The organism is Pseudomonas sp. OTU5201 (assembly GCF_038440135.1).
GTDB lineage: Bacteria > Pseudomonadota > Gammaproteobacteria > Pseudomonadales > Pseudomonadaceae > Metapseudomonas > Metapseudomonas resinovorans.
This window is the reverse complement of the sequence record NZ_JASATC010000034.1, coordinates 1-15,064: the sequence shown is the minus strand read 5'-3', so window position 1 is coordinate 15,064 and position 15,064 is coordinate 1. Positions and strand designations below refer to the sequence as shown.

At 64.4% G+C, this 15,064-nt stretch carries 14 protein-coding genes; 8 read left to right on the top strand and 6 right to left on the bottom strand.

Annotation, left to right across the window (positions count from 1 at the left end; genetic code table 11):
• Positions 1-3: 3 nt before the first annotated feature.
• A complete protein-coding gene (locus AAHM40_RS19800; protein WP_342246161.1) occupies positions 4-1,422 on the bottom strand; it encodes a DASH family cryptochrome in 1,419 nt (472 codons plus the stop codon).
• A 261-nt stretch (positions 1,423-1,683) separates the two neighbouring features.
• Between AAHM40_RS19800 and AAHM40_RS19795 the strand changes: the two genes are divergently transcribed.
• Together AAHM40_RS19795 and AAHM40_RS19790 are read left to right on the top strand one after the other, a co-directional pair.
• Positions 1,684-2,277 (top strand): MarC family protein, encoded by a 594-nt coding sequence (locus AAHM40_RS19795; RefSeq protein ID WP_342246160.1) that lies wholly within the window; start codon positions 1,684-1,686, stop codon positions 2,275-2,277.
• Positions 2,274-3,053 carry an N-acetylmuramoyl-L-alanine amidase gene (locus tag AAHM40_RS19790; RefSeq protein ID WP_342246159.1) on the top strand — a complete coding sequence of 260 codons (780 nt, stop codon included), beginning with the start codon at positions 2,274-2,276 and terminating at the stop codon, positions 3,051-3,053. Before AAHM40_RS19795 ends, AAHM40_RS19790 begins: the two co-directional genes overlap by 4 nt.
• A gap of 6 nt (positions 3,054-3,059) precedes the next feature.
• Here AAHM40_RS19790 and AAHM40_RS19785 read toward each other — a convergent pair whose 3' ends face one another.
• Together AAHM40_RS19785 and algB are read right to left on the bottom strand one after the other, a co-directional pair.
• Positions 3,060-4,835 carry a KinB sensor domain-containing domain gene (locus tag AAHM40_RS19785; RefSeq protein ID WP_342246158.1) on the bottom strand — a complete coding sequence of 592 codons (1,776 nt, stop codon included), beginning with the start codon at positions 4,833-4,835 and terminating at the stop codon, positions 3,060-3,062.
• 13 nt (positions 4,836-4,848) lie between these two features.
• Positions 4,849-6,195 (bottom strand): sigma-54-dependent response regulator transcription factor AlgB, encoded by a 1,347-nt coding sequence (gene algB / locus AAHM40_RS19780; RefSeq protein ID WP_342246157.1) that lies wholly within the window; start codon positions 6,193-6,195, stop codon positions 4,849-4,851.
• A 449-nt stretch (positions 6,196-6,644) separates the two neighbouring features.
• On the opposite strand from algB, the gene AAHM40_RS19775 reads away from it, so the two are divergent.
• Together AAHM40_RS19775 and AAHM40_RS19770 are read left to right on the top strand one after the other, a co-directional pair.
• Entirely contained in the window at positions 6,645-6,884 is a 240-nt protein-coding gene (locus tag AAHM40_RS19775) for a hypothetical protein (RefSeq protein ID WP_342246156.1), read from the top strand.
• 201 nt (positions 6,885-7,085) lie between these two features.
• Positions 7,086-7,247, top strand: coding sequence for a DUF1328 domain-containing protein (locus tag AAHM40_RS19770; RefSeq protein WP_028627098.1), 162 nt, complete (start codon positions 7,086-7,088; stop codon positions 7,245-7,247).
• Positions 7,248-7,473: 226 nt separating this feature from the next.
• Here AAHM40_RS19770 and wrbA read toward each other — a convergent pair whose 3' ends face one another.
• On the bottom strand, positions 7,474-8,070 hold the full coding sequence (wrbA, locus tag AAHM40_RS19765) for an NAD(P)H:quinone oxidoreductase (RefSeq protein ID WP_342246155.1): 597 nt from the start codon (positions 8,068-8,070) through the stop codon (positions 7,474-7,476).
• 306 nt (positions 8,071-8,376) lie between these two features.
• Between wrbA and gltP the strand changes: the two genes are divergently transcribed.
• Complete coding sequence (gene gltP, locus AAHM40_RS19760) at positions 8,377-9,708, top strand: glutamate/aspartate:proton symporter GltP (RefSeq protein ID WP_342246154.1); 1,332 nt, start codon at positions 8,377-8,379, stop codon at positions 9,706-9,708.
• Between the two features lie 197 nt (positions 9,709-9,905).
• The gene (locus AAHM40_RS19755; RefSeq protein ID WP_342246153.1) at positions 9,906-11,132 is read left to right on the top strand and encodes a nucleoside recognition domain-containing protein; all 1,227 of its coding nucleotides are present in this window, start codon (positions 9,906-9,908) and stop codon (positions 11,130-11,132) included.
• A 142-nt stretch (positions 11,133-11,274) separates the two neighbouring features.
• Here the strand turns inward: AAHM40_RS19755 and AAHM40_RS19750 are convergent, their stop codons facing one another.
• Together AAHM40_RS19750 and AAHM40_RS19745 are read right to left on the bottom strand one after the other, a co-directional pair.
• The gene (locus AAHM40_RS19750; protein WP_342246152.1) at positions 11,275-12,318 is read right to left on the bottom strand and encodes a DUF5924 family protein; all 1,044 of its coding nucleotides are present in this window, start codon (positions 12,316-12,318) and stop codon (positions 11,275-11,277) included.
• Between the two features lie 93 nt (positions 12,319-12,411).
• Positions 12,412-12,915, bottom strand: a complete 504-nt coding sequence (locus AAHM40_RS19745) for a GNAT family N-acetyltransferase (RefSeq protein WP_342246151.1) — start codon at positions 12,913-12,915, stop codon at positions 12,412-12,414.
• 190 nt (positions 12,916-13,105) lie between these two features.
• Here AAHM40_RS19745 and AAHM40_RS19740 point away from each other — a divergent pair, with 190 nt between their 5' ends.
• Positions 13,106-14,020: a bile acid:sodium symporter family protein gene (locus AAHM40_RS19740; protein ID WP_342246150.1), complete on the top strand. Its 915-nt coding sequence runs from the start codon at positions 13,106-13,108 to the stop codon at positions 14,018-14,020.
• Complete coding sequence (locus tag AAHM40_RS19735; RefSeq protein ID WP_342246149.1) at positions 14,008-14,973, top strand: SDR family oxidoreductase; 966 nt, start codon at positions 14,008-14,010, stop codon at positions 14,971-14,973. Before AAHM40_RS19740 ends, AAHM40_RS19735 begins: the two co-directional genes overlap by 13 nt.
• The last annotated feature ends 91 nt before the right edge of the window (positions 14,974-15,064 follow it).

The window sequence follows — 15,064 nt, the reverse complement described above, 5'->3', positions numbered from 1 at the left end:
TACTCAGGCGGCACTCGAGATGTAGGGCTTCCAGTTTTCCGGAATATGCTCCAGACGTGGGTAGTCCAGCCCGGCGAACTGCGGCTCGCTCAGCATGAAGGGCGTGTGCCGATGCTCTGCCGGCAAGCCGCGCAACTCCGGTAGCCAGAGGCTGACATAGGTGGCGTCCGGGTCATGCTGGCGGGCCTGGCGCAGGGCGTTGAAGGCCCGTGCGCGACGCGGATCGCTGGCCACTCCGGCGAGGTAGGCCCAGTTTCCCCAGTTGCTTGCCGGGTCGTAGTCCAGCAGGTGTTCCTCGAACCACGCCGCGCCATAGCGCCAGTCCTGCTGCAAATCGTTGACCAGGTAGGCGGCCACCACCTGACGACCACGGCTCGACATCCATCCGGTCATCACCAGCTCACGCAAGTTGGCGTCCACCAGTGGCATGCCCGTACGCCCGTTGCACCAGCGCAGGTAGCGCTCATCGAGATTCGCCGGCGCCCGAGCGGTGGCCTTCAGGCCGTCTGCGCGGAACAGGGCGCTGCCATAACGCAACAGTGTCCACCGGAAGAACTCGCGCCAGAGCAGTTCCATCCACAGCTGCTGGGTCGACTCGTTGCGGCCGCGTTGCGCCTCCAGCCGATGCAACTCGGCAGCCACCCGGCGCGGTGACAGGCAGCCGTTGGCCAGCCAGGGGGACAGCTTGGAGGAATACTCGCTGCCGATCATGCCGTTGCGGGACTCCTGGTGCCGTTGCACGCTCTGGGTTTCCCAGAGGTAGTCGCGCAGTCTCGCCAGGGCGGCGGGTTCGCCGCCGGAAAAAGGGAAGGCGGTAGTCGGTACTCCCTGGGGCTCACCCAGGCCCAGCCGCGACAAGGTCGGCAGGGGCGCCATCAGGCTTGCAGCGCCGCTGGGCAGTGGTGGCAGGTGGGTCGGCGCCGGGCGCGGTTGGAAGACGTGCAGGCGCTCCTCCATCAGGTCGCGGAACTGGTTGAAGACCGACGGCAGTTCGTTCAGCGGCCGGGGTAGCTCCTCTTCGCGCAGCAGGTTGTTTCCCGGCAGTTCGATGAGCGGTACGCCCAGAGCATGGCGCACGCGGCGCATTTCATTGCGCTCGTAAGGCGCCACCTCCTCCAGGGTCAGCACTTCGTCCAGGCCCAGGTGATCCACCAGCGTGGGAATCACAAGCTCGGCGCGACCGTGCACCACCAGCAACCGCGAACCGTGCTGGCGCAGGCCCGAATCCAGGGCCGCCAGGCTTTCCAGCAGAAAGCGTGCGCGGTGCACGCCGAGCCGTCGTGGGCCGAAGGGTGAGGGGCGAAGCAAGGCCGGGTCCATGACGTACACGGGCAACAGGCGATCGGCCTGGAGCGCCGCTTGTAGCGCCGGGTGGTCGTCGAGTCTGAGATCCTGCTTCAACCAGAGCAGCGCGCGGCGCATGGCGGTCTTCCTCGGCTGGGGTGTCCCCTACCTACAACATTACCTGCAGCCGGAAAAGCCATCGCGCCGTTCATCCAGGCCTGTAGGCCCCATGTCCGATTACCATGCTGGCCTCGCGCTATAATCCGCGCCCCCATTTTTCCTTTCGGCGTGCCTGGGGAAGATTTCGCAACAGGTTCGCCGTGCTGCGCACGAGCCTGCGCGCAGACGCCGGCGCATCCGGCCATTACACTTCTGCCCATTGGTTAAGGGGAGTCCCCCATGGAAATCCTAGGCATTGCCGTCCTGATCTTTCTGGTCACCGACCCGTTCGGCAATATCGCCATCTTCATCGCCGCCCTCAAAGGCGTGGCACCCGAACGACGTCTGCGCATAGCCCTGCGGGAGTTGTTGTTCGCCCTGGCGCTGCTCCTCTTGTTCCTCACCTTCGGCGACAAGATCCTCAGCGGCCTCGGCCTGTCCCGTGAGTCCATCGCCATCGCGGGTGGCATCATCCTGTTCATCATCGCGCTGCGCCTGATCTTCCCGCGTCCGGAGGGCGTGCTCGGCGATCTGCCCGGCGGCGAGCCCATGCTGGTGCCCCTGGCCACCCCGGCGGTGGCCGGTCCCTCGGCCCTCGCCGTCCTGATGACCCTGCGCAACACCCATCAGGGGGCGCTCTGGGAACTCTACGTCGCGGTGCTGCTGGCCTGGGCCTGCACCGCTGTGATCCTGCTGCAAGCCGCCTTCCTGCAGCGCTTCCTCGGCGACCGCGGCCTGATGGCCGTCGAGCGCCTGACCGGCATGCTGCTAATCATGCTCAGCATCGACATGTTGCTTGATAACCTGCAAAGCATCCTGCACCTGAACCCATGAAGACCTTCGTTCTAAGTCTCGCCTTGCTCCTGCTCGGTGGTTGTGCCGGCGGCCTGCGCATCGATGACAGCCAGCGCTCTGTAAGCCAGAGCAGTCGCGTGCAGTACGTGGTACTGCACTACACCTCCACCAACATGGAGAACTCCCTGCGCCTGCTGACCCGTGATGGCGTCAGCAGCCATTACCTGATCGGCGATCAGCCGGCCAGGATCTATCGCCTGGTGGATGAGAACCGTCGCGCCTGGCATGCCGGGGAGAGCGAATGGCAGGGCCGAACCTGGCTGAACGCCAGTACCCTCGGGATTGAACTGGTCAACGACGGTTACCGCGATACCCCTGCCGGACGGGTCTACCAACCTTACAGTGAAGAGCAGATCGAGGCCCTCATCCTGCTGCTCAAGGACATCGTCCAGCGCCACAACCTGCCGCTGGGCAGCATCATCGGGCATAGCGACATCGCGCCCCAGCGCAAGGTCGACCCAGGTCCGCTGTTCCCCTGGAAACGCCTCGCCGACGCCGGCCTGGTGCCCTGGCCTGACGCTCGCGCAGTAGCCCGCGAGCAGGCGCGCTTCGCCGTTGCCCTGCCCACCGTCGGCTGGTTCCAGCAGCAGCTCGCCCGCCAAGGCTACACCACCCCGCAGACCGGCGTGCTGGACAAGGAAACCCGCAACGTCCTCGCCGCGTTCCAGATGAAGTACCGCCAGCGTCTCTACGACGGCCAGCCCGACGCCGAAACCGCCGCCCTGCTGCTGGTGTTGAACGGGATGAAGCTGTAGGGGCGTCTACACCGGCAACGTCATATAGAACTGTGCGCCCTGCCCCGGCCGTGAGTAGAGGCCGATGCGGCCGCCATGCAGTTGCACGATCTCCTTGCACAGGGCCAGCCCGAGGCCGGCGCCACCCTTGCGGTGGCCGACCTGCACGAAGGGCTCGAAGATCCGCGCCTGCTGGCTGTAAGGCACGCCCTCGCCGTCATCCGCCACGCTCAACAACACCCGTTCGCCATGGCGACGGGCCTGCAGGCGAATGTGTCCGCCTTCCGCGCTGTGGCGCATGGCATTACCCACCAGGTTGTCCAGCACGCGCTCGATCTGCAGGCGGTCCAGTTTTACCCGTGGCAGCGGTGGGTGCAGTTCCAGCTCGATCTCGATGCCGCGCTCGCCGGCATGGGCGCTGTAGCGCTGGCGCAAGGCGGCGAGCAGCTCCTCCAGGTCGCAGGGCTGACGCTCCAGGACCTGCACACCGCTCTGGTAGCGGGAGAAATCCAGCAGGTCGTTGATCAGCCGCACCAGTCGCTGCATCTCTTCGTCTACCGTCCTCTGCAGGTCGGCTTCGCGGCTTTCCGGATCGAAACGCAGGTGCTCATTGAGCAGCCCGAAGGCCATCTGCATGCCGGTCACCGGCGTGCGCAGTTCGTGGGAGGCACGCAGCACGAATTCGTTGCGTACCCGTTCGAAGGCGCGCTCTTCGGTGACGTCGCGCAACACCATCACCCCGCCCAGCAGGCGCCCCTCGTCCAGCAGCACCGGCGTCAGCCGCCAACTGAGCAGGCGTTGCTCACTATCGGCTTCGATCACCAGGTCTTCAGGCTCGTCCTCCAGGGGTTCGCCGCGCAAGACTCGTTGCGCCAACTCGTCCAGATCCGGTCGGCCGAGGGCCTGCGACAGCGGCCGGCCGAGCGGCGCTTCCGCCCAGGACAGCTGCCGCTGGGCCACCGGATTGGCGTGCTGGATGCGCCCTTGGCGATCGACGATCAGCAGGCCGTCGTCAATACTGTCGAGCACCGCTTTCAAACGCTGTTGTTCAGCCAGCAGTTTCTCGACATTGGTTTCCTTGACCTGGCGTAGGGCCTCGGCCATCAGGCCGAAGCGGCGGACCAGCGCCGCCACCTCGTTTACCGGCGAAAGGGGCAGGGTGACCCGGAAGTCCCCGCGTCCTATCTGATCGGCCGCCTTGGCCAGTGCGTCGATGGGTGCACCGAAGCGCCGGGCGATTCCCTGAGCGGTGACGAAACCGATCAGCAGCACCGCCACCCCGAGCAGTCCCAGCAAGCTTGCGATCAGCAAGGCGCGGTCGCGCGCCGCACTTTCCGCGTCTCCCACGACCGACAGCGAATGGCGCTGCAGTTCCACCATGCTGGTGCGCAGGATGTCCAGCGCGTGGCTGAAATCATCGTCGTCCAGCAGGCTCCAGCGCAGGCTGGCGGGCTGGCGCATCACATCGAGGAACACCTGGTAGGACGCGGCGATCCGCTGGAAGTGCTCGCGGGTCGGCGCATCCGTCGTCGAATTCAGACCCTCTTCCAGCGCGGCGAGAAACTTCTGCTGCGAGGCCTGCAGGGCCGGCGAATCGAGGTCCTTGCCCATCAGGTTGACCATCTGGTCGCCCAGGTGCTGGCGCATGCGCAGGCTGATATCGATGGTGGAGAAGGCCTGATTGATCAGACGCTCCTGTGAACCGGCCATCTGCATCACGCTGACCAGCCCCAGCAAGACGCCCACCAGGGCCACGGTGATCAGCGCGGAGATGCTCAGGAACAGCCTGGTACGCAGTCGCATGGCGGCGGCTCGTTCAGAGGCCGTAGAGCTTGCGCTTGCGGTACAGGGTCGAGGCATCGATGCCGAGTGTGCGAGCGGCCTGGTCAAGGGTCTCGCAGCTGGCCAGGACACCGGCGATATGTGCACGCTCCAGTTCTTCCAGGCTCAGCGGGCCGCCCACCCGTGGTGAGTTGGCGATGGGGGAGTCGCCCAGGCCCAGGTGGCTGATTTCTACCTGCTCCTGGTTGCAGATGATGCTGGCGCGTTCGACCACATTGCGCAGTTCGCGCACGTTGCCCGGCCAGCGATACCCCACCATCGCCGCCAGTGCTTCTTCGCTGAAGGCACGTGCGGGGCGTCCGTACTCGTTGACGAAGCGAGCCAGGAAGCGTTCGGCAAGGTCGAGGGTGTCCTCGTGGCGTTCCCGCAATGGCGGCAAGCGCAGGGCGATCACGTTGATGCGGTAGAGCAGGTCCTCACGGAAGCGGCCATCGCGGGACATCTCGTCCAGATCGAGATTGGTCGCGGCGAGGATGCGTACATCGGCGCGGCGCGTTACCGGGTCGCCTACCCGCTCGTACTCCTTGTCCTGGATGAAGCGCAGCAGCTTGGGCTGCAGGCTCAGCGGGAAGTCGCCGATCTCGTCGAGGAACAGGGTGCCGCCGTCGGCCTGGCTGACCCGGCCCAGGGTGCTTTCGCTGGCGCCGGTGAAGGCGCCGCGGTTGTGGCCGAACAGTTCGCTCTCCATCAGGTCTGCCGAAAGCGAGGGGCAGTTGATGGTGACAAAGGACTTCTTCGCCCGTTTGCTCCAGCCATGGATGGCGCGGGCCAGTTCGCCCTTGCCGGTGCCGGACTCGCCAAGGAGGAGGATGTTGGCGTCGGTAGCGGCCACCTGCCGGGCGGTGTCCAGCACCGTCATCATGGCTGGACTCTGTGAATCCAGGCCGTCACCGGCCCGGCGCATCTCGCCCTCCAGGGCTTCCAGGCGTGCTGTGAGTTGGCGCACTTCCAATTGCTTTGCCGCAGCCATGCGCAACTGATCCGGACTGCAGGGCTTGACCAGGTAATCAGAGGCTCCGGCCTGCATCGCGTCCACCGCGGTATCCACCGCTGAGTGCGCGGTGACGATCACCACGCGCATCCAGGGGGCCTGTACGCGCATCTGCGCCAGCACATCCAGGCCGTTGTCTTCACCCAGGCGCAGGTCGAGAAAGCACAGATCGAACACTTGTCGCTGCAGGAGTGCTTCGACCTGCGCCGCGCTGCCCGCGGTGGCGACGCTGTAGCCCTCGTCCTCGAGGCAGTAGCGGAAGGTACGCAGGATGGCGGCTTCGTCATCCACCAGCAGGATTCGTCCCTGGTTCTCGGTTACCTGTTCCATGCTCTCACTCCATTTCCGAGTCATAGAAAGTTAGTCCAAGAAATATCGTGCAAGTTGCACGCGCTTTTCCTACAGCTCTTGCAGCATGCAAGTGTAGGAAGTCCTGGCTTATATTCTAACTATTTGATTCATAGGGATATTTATCAATTTGAAAGACTGGCACAGGCCTTGCGATTTCCCCTGTACCTGAATGTACATGGGCCTTTTTACCTCTTGTGACCCCTGCGCACTCCAGGAGCACTCCGCCTGGAACAGGGAAGTTCCGGGCCTTTTGAAAGCGTGCAATTTGCCCGATGAGCAGATCCGGATCGTGCAAAACGCCGTCAGGCCAGGCTGGAGCGCTGGCTTAACCAATTGAATTGGCGATGCTTCTTCAACGGCCACGAGTGGCATGGGCCATGCACTTGAAGTCTCGAGGTCGCAAATCCGTCCCAAGGGAGGATTCGAGGATGAACGGTTTCCCATGGTGCTCATCCAAGTGGCTCATGACCCTGCTGATCGCACTGGTCGTGGTACTCGGCACGCTTGCCGAACACCACTTGCGCGATCGCGTCCAGCCCAGGCCACTGCAGATTCCGGCTGCGGAGCAAAGCAGCTCGACGGCATCGGTTCGCGCCGACGGCCCGCTGCACGGGGTGAGCTCGCGCATCCAGGCCGATATCGGTATCCAGCCGCGCTGGGTCTTCTGAATCTCTTGGGAGGCGTTTCGCCATGTGGAACTTCATCGTCGCCCTGACCTTCTTGCTGTGCCGCTTCGGCGTTTTGCGCAGCGCATTCAACAGAATCGCAACACCTGCCGACCCGACAACCCTGTGTCGTGCCGGTAGTCCTTGCGCAGTCGCGCCAACGGCCGCTGCGCTGACAACACCAAAAGCAGAAGGAGAAAGGCCATGTTGAGCTGGGCACTTACATTCCTGGTCATTGCCATCGTTGCCGCCGTGCTGGGTTTTGGCGGCATCGCCGGGACCGCCGCGGGCATCGCGAAGATTCTTTTCATTATCTTCCTGGTGCTGTTCATCGTGTCCTTCATCATGGGGCGCCGATCCGGCTGACGAGGTTCGAAAGCTTTAGGGATCAATGCCCGGTAACGGGCTGATGGACCAGGGGGCCGGGTTATTCCGCGTCATCAGGAGCGGCGTGACCCAGGGGCAGACGGGGTGCCTCCGCAGTCATGCGGGCTGGGTCAGGCAAGCTGCTGCCGGGAGCTGGAAATGCTCCAGCTCCGGGTGGGCAGCGGAAAAATACTGTCTCGGTACTGAATGCTTCGCGCGCCTCCCTTCACTTCATCCTGCTCACCAAAGTCGCCACGTGTGCGCCCTGGAATTTCGCCAGGGCCAGTTCCTTGGCGCTTGGCGTGCGCGAACCGTCAGCGCCGGCCACGGTGGCCGCGCCATAGGGTGAACCGCCGCGCAATTCGCTGATATCGCCGAGTTCCGGCGCCGAGTAAGGGAGGCCGGCGATCAGCATCCCGTGGTGCGCCAGGGTGTTCCAGAACGAGGTGATGGTGGTTTCCGAGCCACCGCCGGTGCCGGTGGAGGTGAAGACGCTGCCGACCTTGCCGATCAGCGCCCCCTTCACCCAGAGTCCGCCGGTCTGGTCGAGGAAGTTGCGCATCTGTGCAGTCATGTTGCCGAAGCGGGTCGGCGTGCCGAACAGAATGGCGTCGTAGTCGGCCAGCTCCTGCGGACTGGCGACAGGTGCAGCCTGGTCCAGCTTGGCGCCGGCTTTGCGGGCTAAGTCCTCAGGCATGGTTTCCGGCACCCGTTTCAGGGTCACCTCCACGCCCGGCACACTGCGCGCACCTTCGGCGACCGATTCCGCCATGCGTTCGATATGACCGTACATCGAGTAATACAGCACCAGGACCTTCTTCATCGACGTTCTCCATTCAGCCACAGATTGGCGGCCCGATCGGGCCGGACCCAGTCAGCCTAGATGGTGTGCATGCACTTTGCCGCCGCAGTCCTAGGAAAAGACCTATGCCGAAGTCGCCATACGGATAGCGCTGGAACCATCGTCCCATGCGCGCAGGCTCATGCCGATTCGGCATGGGGTAGACGGTTACGGCATTAGACGATCGTTAGCCCCCTATGAATCATGTCGCCCCTTTTTGCGGTCCGCTCGGCCATCCCGGACGGTGCCGTGCTCCCTACTTCCACAAGAAATCAGAGGGTGACGACTATGACCAAGGCCAGACTGAGCCTCGCATGGCAGATTCTCATCGGGCTGGTGCTGGGTATCGCCATTGGCGCCCTGCTCAACCACTTCAGTGCCGAGAAGGCCTGGTGGATCGCCAACGTCCTGCAACCGGCTGGTGACATCTTCATCCGCCTGATCAAGATGATCGTCATCCCGATCGTCATCGCCTCGCTCATCGTCGGCATTGCCGGTGTCGGCGACGCCAAGAAGCTTGGCCGCATCGGCCTGAAGACCATCCTCTATTTCGAAATCATCACCACGGTGGCAATCGTGGTTGGCCTGCTGCTGGCCAACTTCTTCCAACCCGGCACCGGCATCGACATGAGCACGCTGGGTACTGTGGATATCTCCAAGTACCAGCAGACCGCCCAGGAAGTGCAGCACGACCACGCGCTGATCTCGACCCTGCTGAACCTGATCCCGTCCAACATCTTCGCCGCCGTGGCCCGTGGCGAGATGCTGCCGATCATCTTCTTCTCGGTGATGTTCGGCCTTGGCCTGTCCAGCCTGCCGACGGAAACCCGCGAGCCCCTGGTCAGGGTGTTCCAGGGCGTGTCCGAGACCATGTTCAAGGTCACCCACATGATCATGGCCTACGCCCCCATTGGCGTGTTCGCGCTGATCGCCGTGACCGTGGCCAACTTCGGCTTCGCCTCCCTGCTGCCGCTGGCCAAGCTGGTGGTGCTGGTCTACTTCGCCATCGCCTTCTTCGCCTTCATGATCCTCGGTCTGGTGGCGCGCCTGTTCGGTTTCTCCATCGTCAAGCTGATGCGCATCTTCAAGGACGAGCTGGTGCTGGCCTACTCCACCGCCAGCTCAGAAACGGTACTGCCGCGCATCATCGAGAAGATGGAAGCCTACGGCGCGCCACGCGCCATCAGCAGCTTTGTGGTGCCCACCGGCTACTCCTTCAACCTCGATGGCTCGACCCTCTACCAGAGCATCGCCGCCATCTTCATCGCCCAGCTCTACGGCATTGACCTGTCCATCAGCCAGCAACTGCTGCTGGTGCTGACCTTGATGGTCACCTCCAAGGGCATCGCCGGCGTGCCGGGCGTTTCCTTCGTGGTCTTGCTGGCTACCTTGGGCAGCGTGGGCATTCCGCTGGAAGGCCTGGCCTTCATCGCCGGTGTCGACCGCATCATGGACATGGCCCGCACCGCCCTGAACGTGATCGGCAATGCCCTGGCAGTGCTGGTCATCGCCAAGTGGGAGGGCATGTACGACGCCGAGAAGGGCGAGCGCTACCTGGCTTCCCTGCCGAGCGTTCGCAACGGCAAAGCGCGGCGCCAAGGCCGTGCGGTGATCGATTGAGCCTTCATCTGATCGACGGAAAGCCCCGACCTGGTCGGGGCTTTTTTGTTGGCGCATTGGCTCAAGCTCCAGCGGGGGCTCAACGCCCTCACCCATGGCCCCTCTCCCAGAGGGAGAGGGGAGTTCAGCAGATTGAATTCGCCCCCACACAAGCCGTCCCGCTAGAATCCGCCTCATTGATTTCGGGGGGACTGCAAATGCTCAACGGCCTGTGGCTGGGGTTTTTCCTGGTGGCGGCAGTGGCCGCGCTGGGGCGCTGGATCGGGGGTGACCCGGGTGTCTGGGCGGCGATGGTGGAAAGCCTGTTCGCCATGGCCAAGCTCTCTGTCGAAGTGATGATCCTGCTATTCGGCACCCTGACCCTATGGATGGGCTTCCTGCGCATCGCCGAGAAGGCCGGCCTGGTGGAGTGGCTCGGGCGTATTCTCGCACCGCTGTTCCACCGCCTGATGCCCGAAGTACCCAAGGGACACCCCGCCCTCGGCCTGATCACCCTGAACTTCGCCGCCAATGGCCTGGGGCTGGACAACGCCGCCACGCCCATCGGGCTCAAGGCGATGCGCGCCCTGCAGGATCTCAACCCCAGTTCGACAACGGCGAGCAACGCGCAGATTCTGTTTCTGGTGCTCAACGCCTCGTCCCTGACGCTGCTGCCGGTGTCGATCTTCATGTACCGCGCACAACAGGGCGCAGAGGACCCGACCCTGGTGTTCCTGCCCATCCTCCTCGCCACCAGCGCGTCCACCCTGGTGGGGCTGCTTTCGGTGGCCCTGGTGCAACGCCTGCGGCTGTGGGACCCGGTGGTGCTGGCTTACCTGGTGCCCGGTGCGCTGCTGCTGGGGGGCTTCATGGCGTTGCTCGCCGGCCTCTCCGCTACGGCCCTGGCGGCGTTGTCTTCCCTGCTCGGCAACCTCACGCTGTTTGGCATCATCCTGATCTTCCTCCTGGTGGGCGCACTGAAGCGCGTGCCGGTCTACGAGTCCTTCGTGGAGGGTGCCAAGGAAGGCTTCGATGTAGCGAAGAACCTCCTGCCCTATCTCGTGGCCATGCTCTGCGCGATTGGCGTGATGCGTGCTTCCGGCGCGTTGGACTTCGGCCTGGATGGCATTCGCGCGATGGTCGAGTGGTTCGGCTGGGACACCCGCTTCGTCGAGGCCCTGCCAACCGCCCTGGTCAAACCGTTCTCCGGCAGCGCGGCCCGCGCCATGCTGATCGAGACCATGCAGAGCCAGGGCGTCGACAGCTTCCCGGCGCTGGTTGCGGCCACGGTGCAAGGCAGCACGGAAACCACCTTCTACGTGCTGGCGGTCTATTTCGGCTCGGTGGGTATCCAGCGTGTGCGCCACGCCGTGGGCTGCGCCCTGGCAGCGGAACTGGCCGGCGTGCTGGCGGCCATCGGTGTCTGCTACTGGTTCTTCGGCTGACCTCGGTAGCAAATTCAATTGAACTTGGGAAACCACCTCCTGAGTTCTTAGGATGGGTGGTGCTTTCGATATCCACCCGCCCAGTCAGCATGGGTATCGCTCCGCTCCACCCATCCTACGCCGCTGATCCACGGGAGCGAGCTCAATGGGGTTTGGGCGGCAGCTCTGACGGTGTCACCCGGAAGCGCAGGGTGCCGATCATCTGCCCCGCCTCGGTCAGCACCTGCACCTGCCAGCGGCCCACGGGATTCCCGGGGAAGTTCTGCTTGTGGGTCCAGGCGCGGTAGCCCGCTTCGCGGCCGCCATGGATATCCAGGGCGATGCGGTCCACTTCGCGGCCGTTGAAGCGCCACACGTGGTAAATGCGTTCGTTCAGCCCGCGCGGCGCATTGATTGCGGTATAGGCGTAGAGCCCTTTGCTATGCAGTTCGGCGGCGCTGACTTCTTTGATGCCATCACCCGGCGTGCGCTTGTGGTTGTCCAGGTCAGGGGTGACCGCCACCTCGGTGAGCCAGAGGGTTGCCGGCGGCACCCAGCTCCGCGTCACCCAGCCCAGCCCACCCAGGGCCAGCGTCAGGCCTACCAGCCCCAGGCCGCGCCACCAGCTCTGCACGCGGATGACACCGAACAGACTGACGAAGGACAGCGCCACGGCGATGCCCAGCGCCCAGCGGTAGCTCTGAGCGGTGGTCTGCTGGAGGATCAGCGGCAGCGCCGCCAGCAGCACGGCGAACAGCGTGAGCGTGTGATAGGCGAGGAACAGCCAGCGGCGCGGCGCCAGATGGCGGTTGTAGATCGGGTCGGTAATCGAGCAAAGCGCTGCCGCGCCCAGCAGGCCGGTGAACAGGGCCTGGCCGCTGTTCCAACTGGTGGTGATGGCAAAGAACGGCAGTACGAAGAACAGGCTTTCCTGGTGGATCAATTGGGTCAGGAAGCGCATCAAGGGTGGCGGTAGTTCGATACCGAAGAGCCGCTCGACGCCACGCCGGAAAATGTTCTCCAGCATCAGCCAGACCCAGCTCACCAGCAACAGGATGGCGATCACCTTGGCCACCCGCGCGCCCCGATCGACCAGGAAGAAGCTCGCCATGCCCGAGCAGAAGCCATAGAGGGCGATCAGTCGTGGGTGACGCTGCAACAGCTCGATCAGCTTGAGGACATGGGGTTTGAAGGCGGGCAGCAGCATCGGTCGCCACAGGGCTGGGGGCTGAGGCGCGCAGGATACTGCCCCCCGCCAGCCCTGAAAAGGCGCGCGGCGACCGGCCTGACGGCCTGCGGCTCAGACCAGGCGCAAGCGCATCTTCTGCGGTTGGTCGGGGCGGCCGTTGGGCAGGGTCACGGGCGGCAGGTCTTCCACCCAGTGGAAATCGAAGCGCTTGTAGAGGCGGATGGCCGGGAGGTTGGACTTCAGCACCGTCAGGTCGACCCGCGGCATGCCCAGTAGCCGGCACTGCTCCAGCGCCGCTTCCATCAGCAAGCCTCCCAGGCCTTGGCCGCGATGGGCCTTGAGCACCTGCATGCCGAGCAAGCCGAAGTCTTCGCCCGAGTCGTCCTCTTGCTGGCAGAAACTGGCCGGGAAAATCTCGATGGAGCCCACCAGCTCGCCTTCCGAATCGGCGACGAACTGCGGCAGGTTCAATGGCAGCGCGCGCAGTAGCATGGCGCGCATAGGCTCGATCGGCGGCGCTTCGGCGCGCAGGAGAAACTCGCCTTCGGCGCTGACGTCGGCGAACAGCCGGTGCAAGGCTTCGATATCGCTGATGCGCAGTTTCCTGATCGACATGGGCGTCCTGCTCCGGGGCGAATGTTGGCACTCTGGCCCAGTGCGCGTGGCCTGGCAACCGGCCGGTGCCTGTCGCGATTGGCCACTCGGCCTGGCGATGTCGGCCACTGCCGCCGCGAGGGTTGGGGGCTAAGCTGCTCTGGCCTTGTGCCTGCATTGGCGACAGAAGAACACCAAGAGACTCTCCTCGATGAACTACGACAGCAGTCAGCAATTGATACTCGGGCTGGTGCTCGCCGCGCTGATGTTCGGTGTGGCCCTGGAACTGCGCCTGGCCCATTTCCTCCTGGTACTGAAACGGCCGCTGCCGGCCCTGGTGGGGCTGCTCTGCCAGTGCCTGCTGCTGCCCTGGCTGACCCTCGTCGTCACCCTCTTCCTTGATCTGCGCCCCGGCCTGGAGCTGGGCATGTTGCTGGTCGCCGCGTGCCCTGGCGGCAACCTGTCCAACGTCATCACCCATCTGGCGCGCGGCAATACCGCGCTGTCGGTAAGCGTTACCAGCCTTTCGAGCCTGCTGGCGATCATCAGCCTGCCGCTGAACTTCGCCGCCACCGCCAGCCTCAATCCGGACACCGCCGCCTTCCTCCAGGGCCAGATGAGCAGCCTGGATGTCGATGCCGGCGGCATCATCGGAGGCCTGGTTGTACTGCTGGTGCTGCCGCTGTTGGCCGGAATGGCCGCGGGCAACCTCGCGCCGGCCCTGAGCGCACGCGTACTGCCCTGGTTCAAACGCTTTTCGCTGCTGGCCTTTGGTGGATTCCTGGTCGTGGCGGCAGCAGGCAATTGGCAATTGCTGGTGGCCAACGCTGGCCTGGTGCTGCTGGTGGTGGTTGGCCACAACGCCAGCGCCTTGCTGCTGGGCTGGAGCGCCTCGCGTCTGGTCGGACTGGCCGAGGCAGACCGCCGCGCCCTGACCATCGAGGTTGGCATGCAGAACTCCGGGTTGGCGCTGGGGCTGATCCTGACCCAGTTCGGCGGCCAGTTGGACATGGCCCTGGTGGCGGGCTTCTGGGGGCTTTGGCACATCGTGTCCGGCCTCTTGCTGGTGGCTGTCTGGCGGCGCCGTGCGCCCCGTGTCCAGGAGGAAATGCCGTGCGTGTCCTGATCACCGGCGCCGCCGGTTTCATTGGCCTGCAGGTCTTGGACGACCTGGCCGCGAGTCACCCGGACTGGACCCTGGTGGCCGCGGACATCCGTCCGCTGAGTCATAAAGGGCTAAAGTCCAACATCGAGCCGGTGTCGCTGGACATCAGCCTGTCCCGCGAAGTGGCCGCCTGCGTGCAGCGCTGGAAGCCCGACGCTATCGTGCACCTGGCTTCGGTGGTGACGCCGCCGCGCGGCATGAGTGAAGCGCGCCTGCACGCCATCGACGTCGGCGGCACCCGTGCGGTGCTGGACGCGGCTGTGGCTCATGGCGTGGGCCAGTTGATCGTCACCAGTTCCGGCGCCGCCTACGGCTATTACCCGGAGAACGCCGAGTGGATCGACGAACAGCACCCGCTGCGTGGCCACGACCTTTTCGCCTATGCCCGTCACAAGCGTGAGGTGGAACTGCTGCTGGCCGATGCGCGAAGGCAACATCCGCAGCTGCGCCAACTGGTCCTGCGCCCCGGCACCATCCTCGGCGAGCAGGTGAACAACCAAATCACCGAACTGTTCCAGAAGCGCTCGGTGCTGGGTATCAGGGGTCATGAGAGCCGCTTCGTGTTCATCTGGGACCAGGACGTGGTGGCGATCATTCGCGAGGGCCTGGAGCGCAGCGCCGAAGGTATTTACAACCTGGCCGGTGATGGTGCGCTGAGCATGGCCGAGATTGCCGGCATACTCGGCAAGCCCTATCGCCCCCTCCCTGCCGGCCTGCTGCGCACCGCCCTGGCCCTGCTCAAGCCACTCGGCCTGACCCAGTACGGCCCGGAGCAACTGGATTTCCTGCGCTATCGCCCGGTACTGGACAACCGCCGCCTGAAGGAAGAGTTCGGCTACCGGCCGACGTATTCCAGCCGTGAGGCGTTCCTGGCGTTTCTCAAGGCGCGGGGAATTGCACCCGAGGTGGGCTGACTCCTTGTAGGGGCGAGTTCATTCGCTATGTCTGCGTTAGCCGTTGCGAGCGATTTACCCTCTGGCCAAGAGCCTTGTAGGAGCTGGCTTT

Bases quoted from the DNA above. Each gene is read 5' to 3' on its own strand.
- AAHM40_RS19755 (WP_342246153.1), top strand. From the start codon at position 9,906: ATGCTCAACGGCCTGTGGCTGGGGTTTTTCCTGGTGGCGGCAGTGGCC.
- wrbA (WP_342246155.1), bottom strand. From the start codon at position 8,070: ATGAAGAAGGTCCTGGTGCTGTATTACTCGATGTACGGTCATATCGAA.
- AAHM40_RS19795 (WP_342246160.1), top strand. From the start codon at position 1,684: ATGGAAATCCTAGGCATTGCCGTCCTGATCTTTCTGGTCACCGACCCG.
- AAHM40_RS19740 (WP_342246150.1), top strand. From the start codon at position 13,106: ATGAACTACGACAGCAGTCAGCAATTGATACTCGGGCTGGTGCTCGCC.
- AAHM40_RS19775 (WP_342246156.1), top strand. From the start codon at position 6,645: ATGAACGGTTTCCCATGGTGCTCATCCAAGTGGCTCATGACCCTGCTG.
- AAHM40_RS19745 (WP_342246151.1), bottom strand. From the start codon at position 12,915: ATGTCGATCAGGAAACTGCGCATCAGCGATATCGAAGCCTTGCACCGG.
- AAHM40_RS19770 (WP_028627098.1), top strand. From the start codon at position 7,086: ATGTTGAGCTGGGCACTTACATTCCTGGTCATTGCCATCGTTGCCGCC.
- gltP (WP_342246154.1), top strand. From the start codon at position 8,377: ATGACCAAGGCCAGACTGAGCCTCGCATGGCAGATTCTCATCGGGCTG.
- AAHM40_RS19800 (WP_342246161.1), bottom strand. From the start codon at position 1,422: ATGCGCCGCGCGCTGCTCTGGTTGAAGCAGGATCTCAGACTCGACGAC.
- AAHM40_RS19785 (WP_342246158.1), bottom strand. From the start codon at position 4,835: ATGCGACTGCGTACCAGGCTGTTCCTGAGCATCTCCGCGCTGATCACC.
- AAHM40_RS19790 (WP_342246159.1), top strand. From the start codon at position 2,274: ATGAAGACCTTCGTTCTAAGTCTCGCCTTGCTCCTGCTCGGTGGTTGT.
- AAHM40_RS19750 (WP_342246152.1), bottom strand. From the start codon at position 12,318: ATGCTGCTGCCCGCCTTCAAACCCCATGTCCTCAAGCTGATCGAGCTG.
- algB (WP_342246157.1), bottom strand. From the start codon at position 6,195: ATGGAACAGGTAACCGAGAACCAGGGACGAATCCTGCTGGTGGATGAC.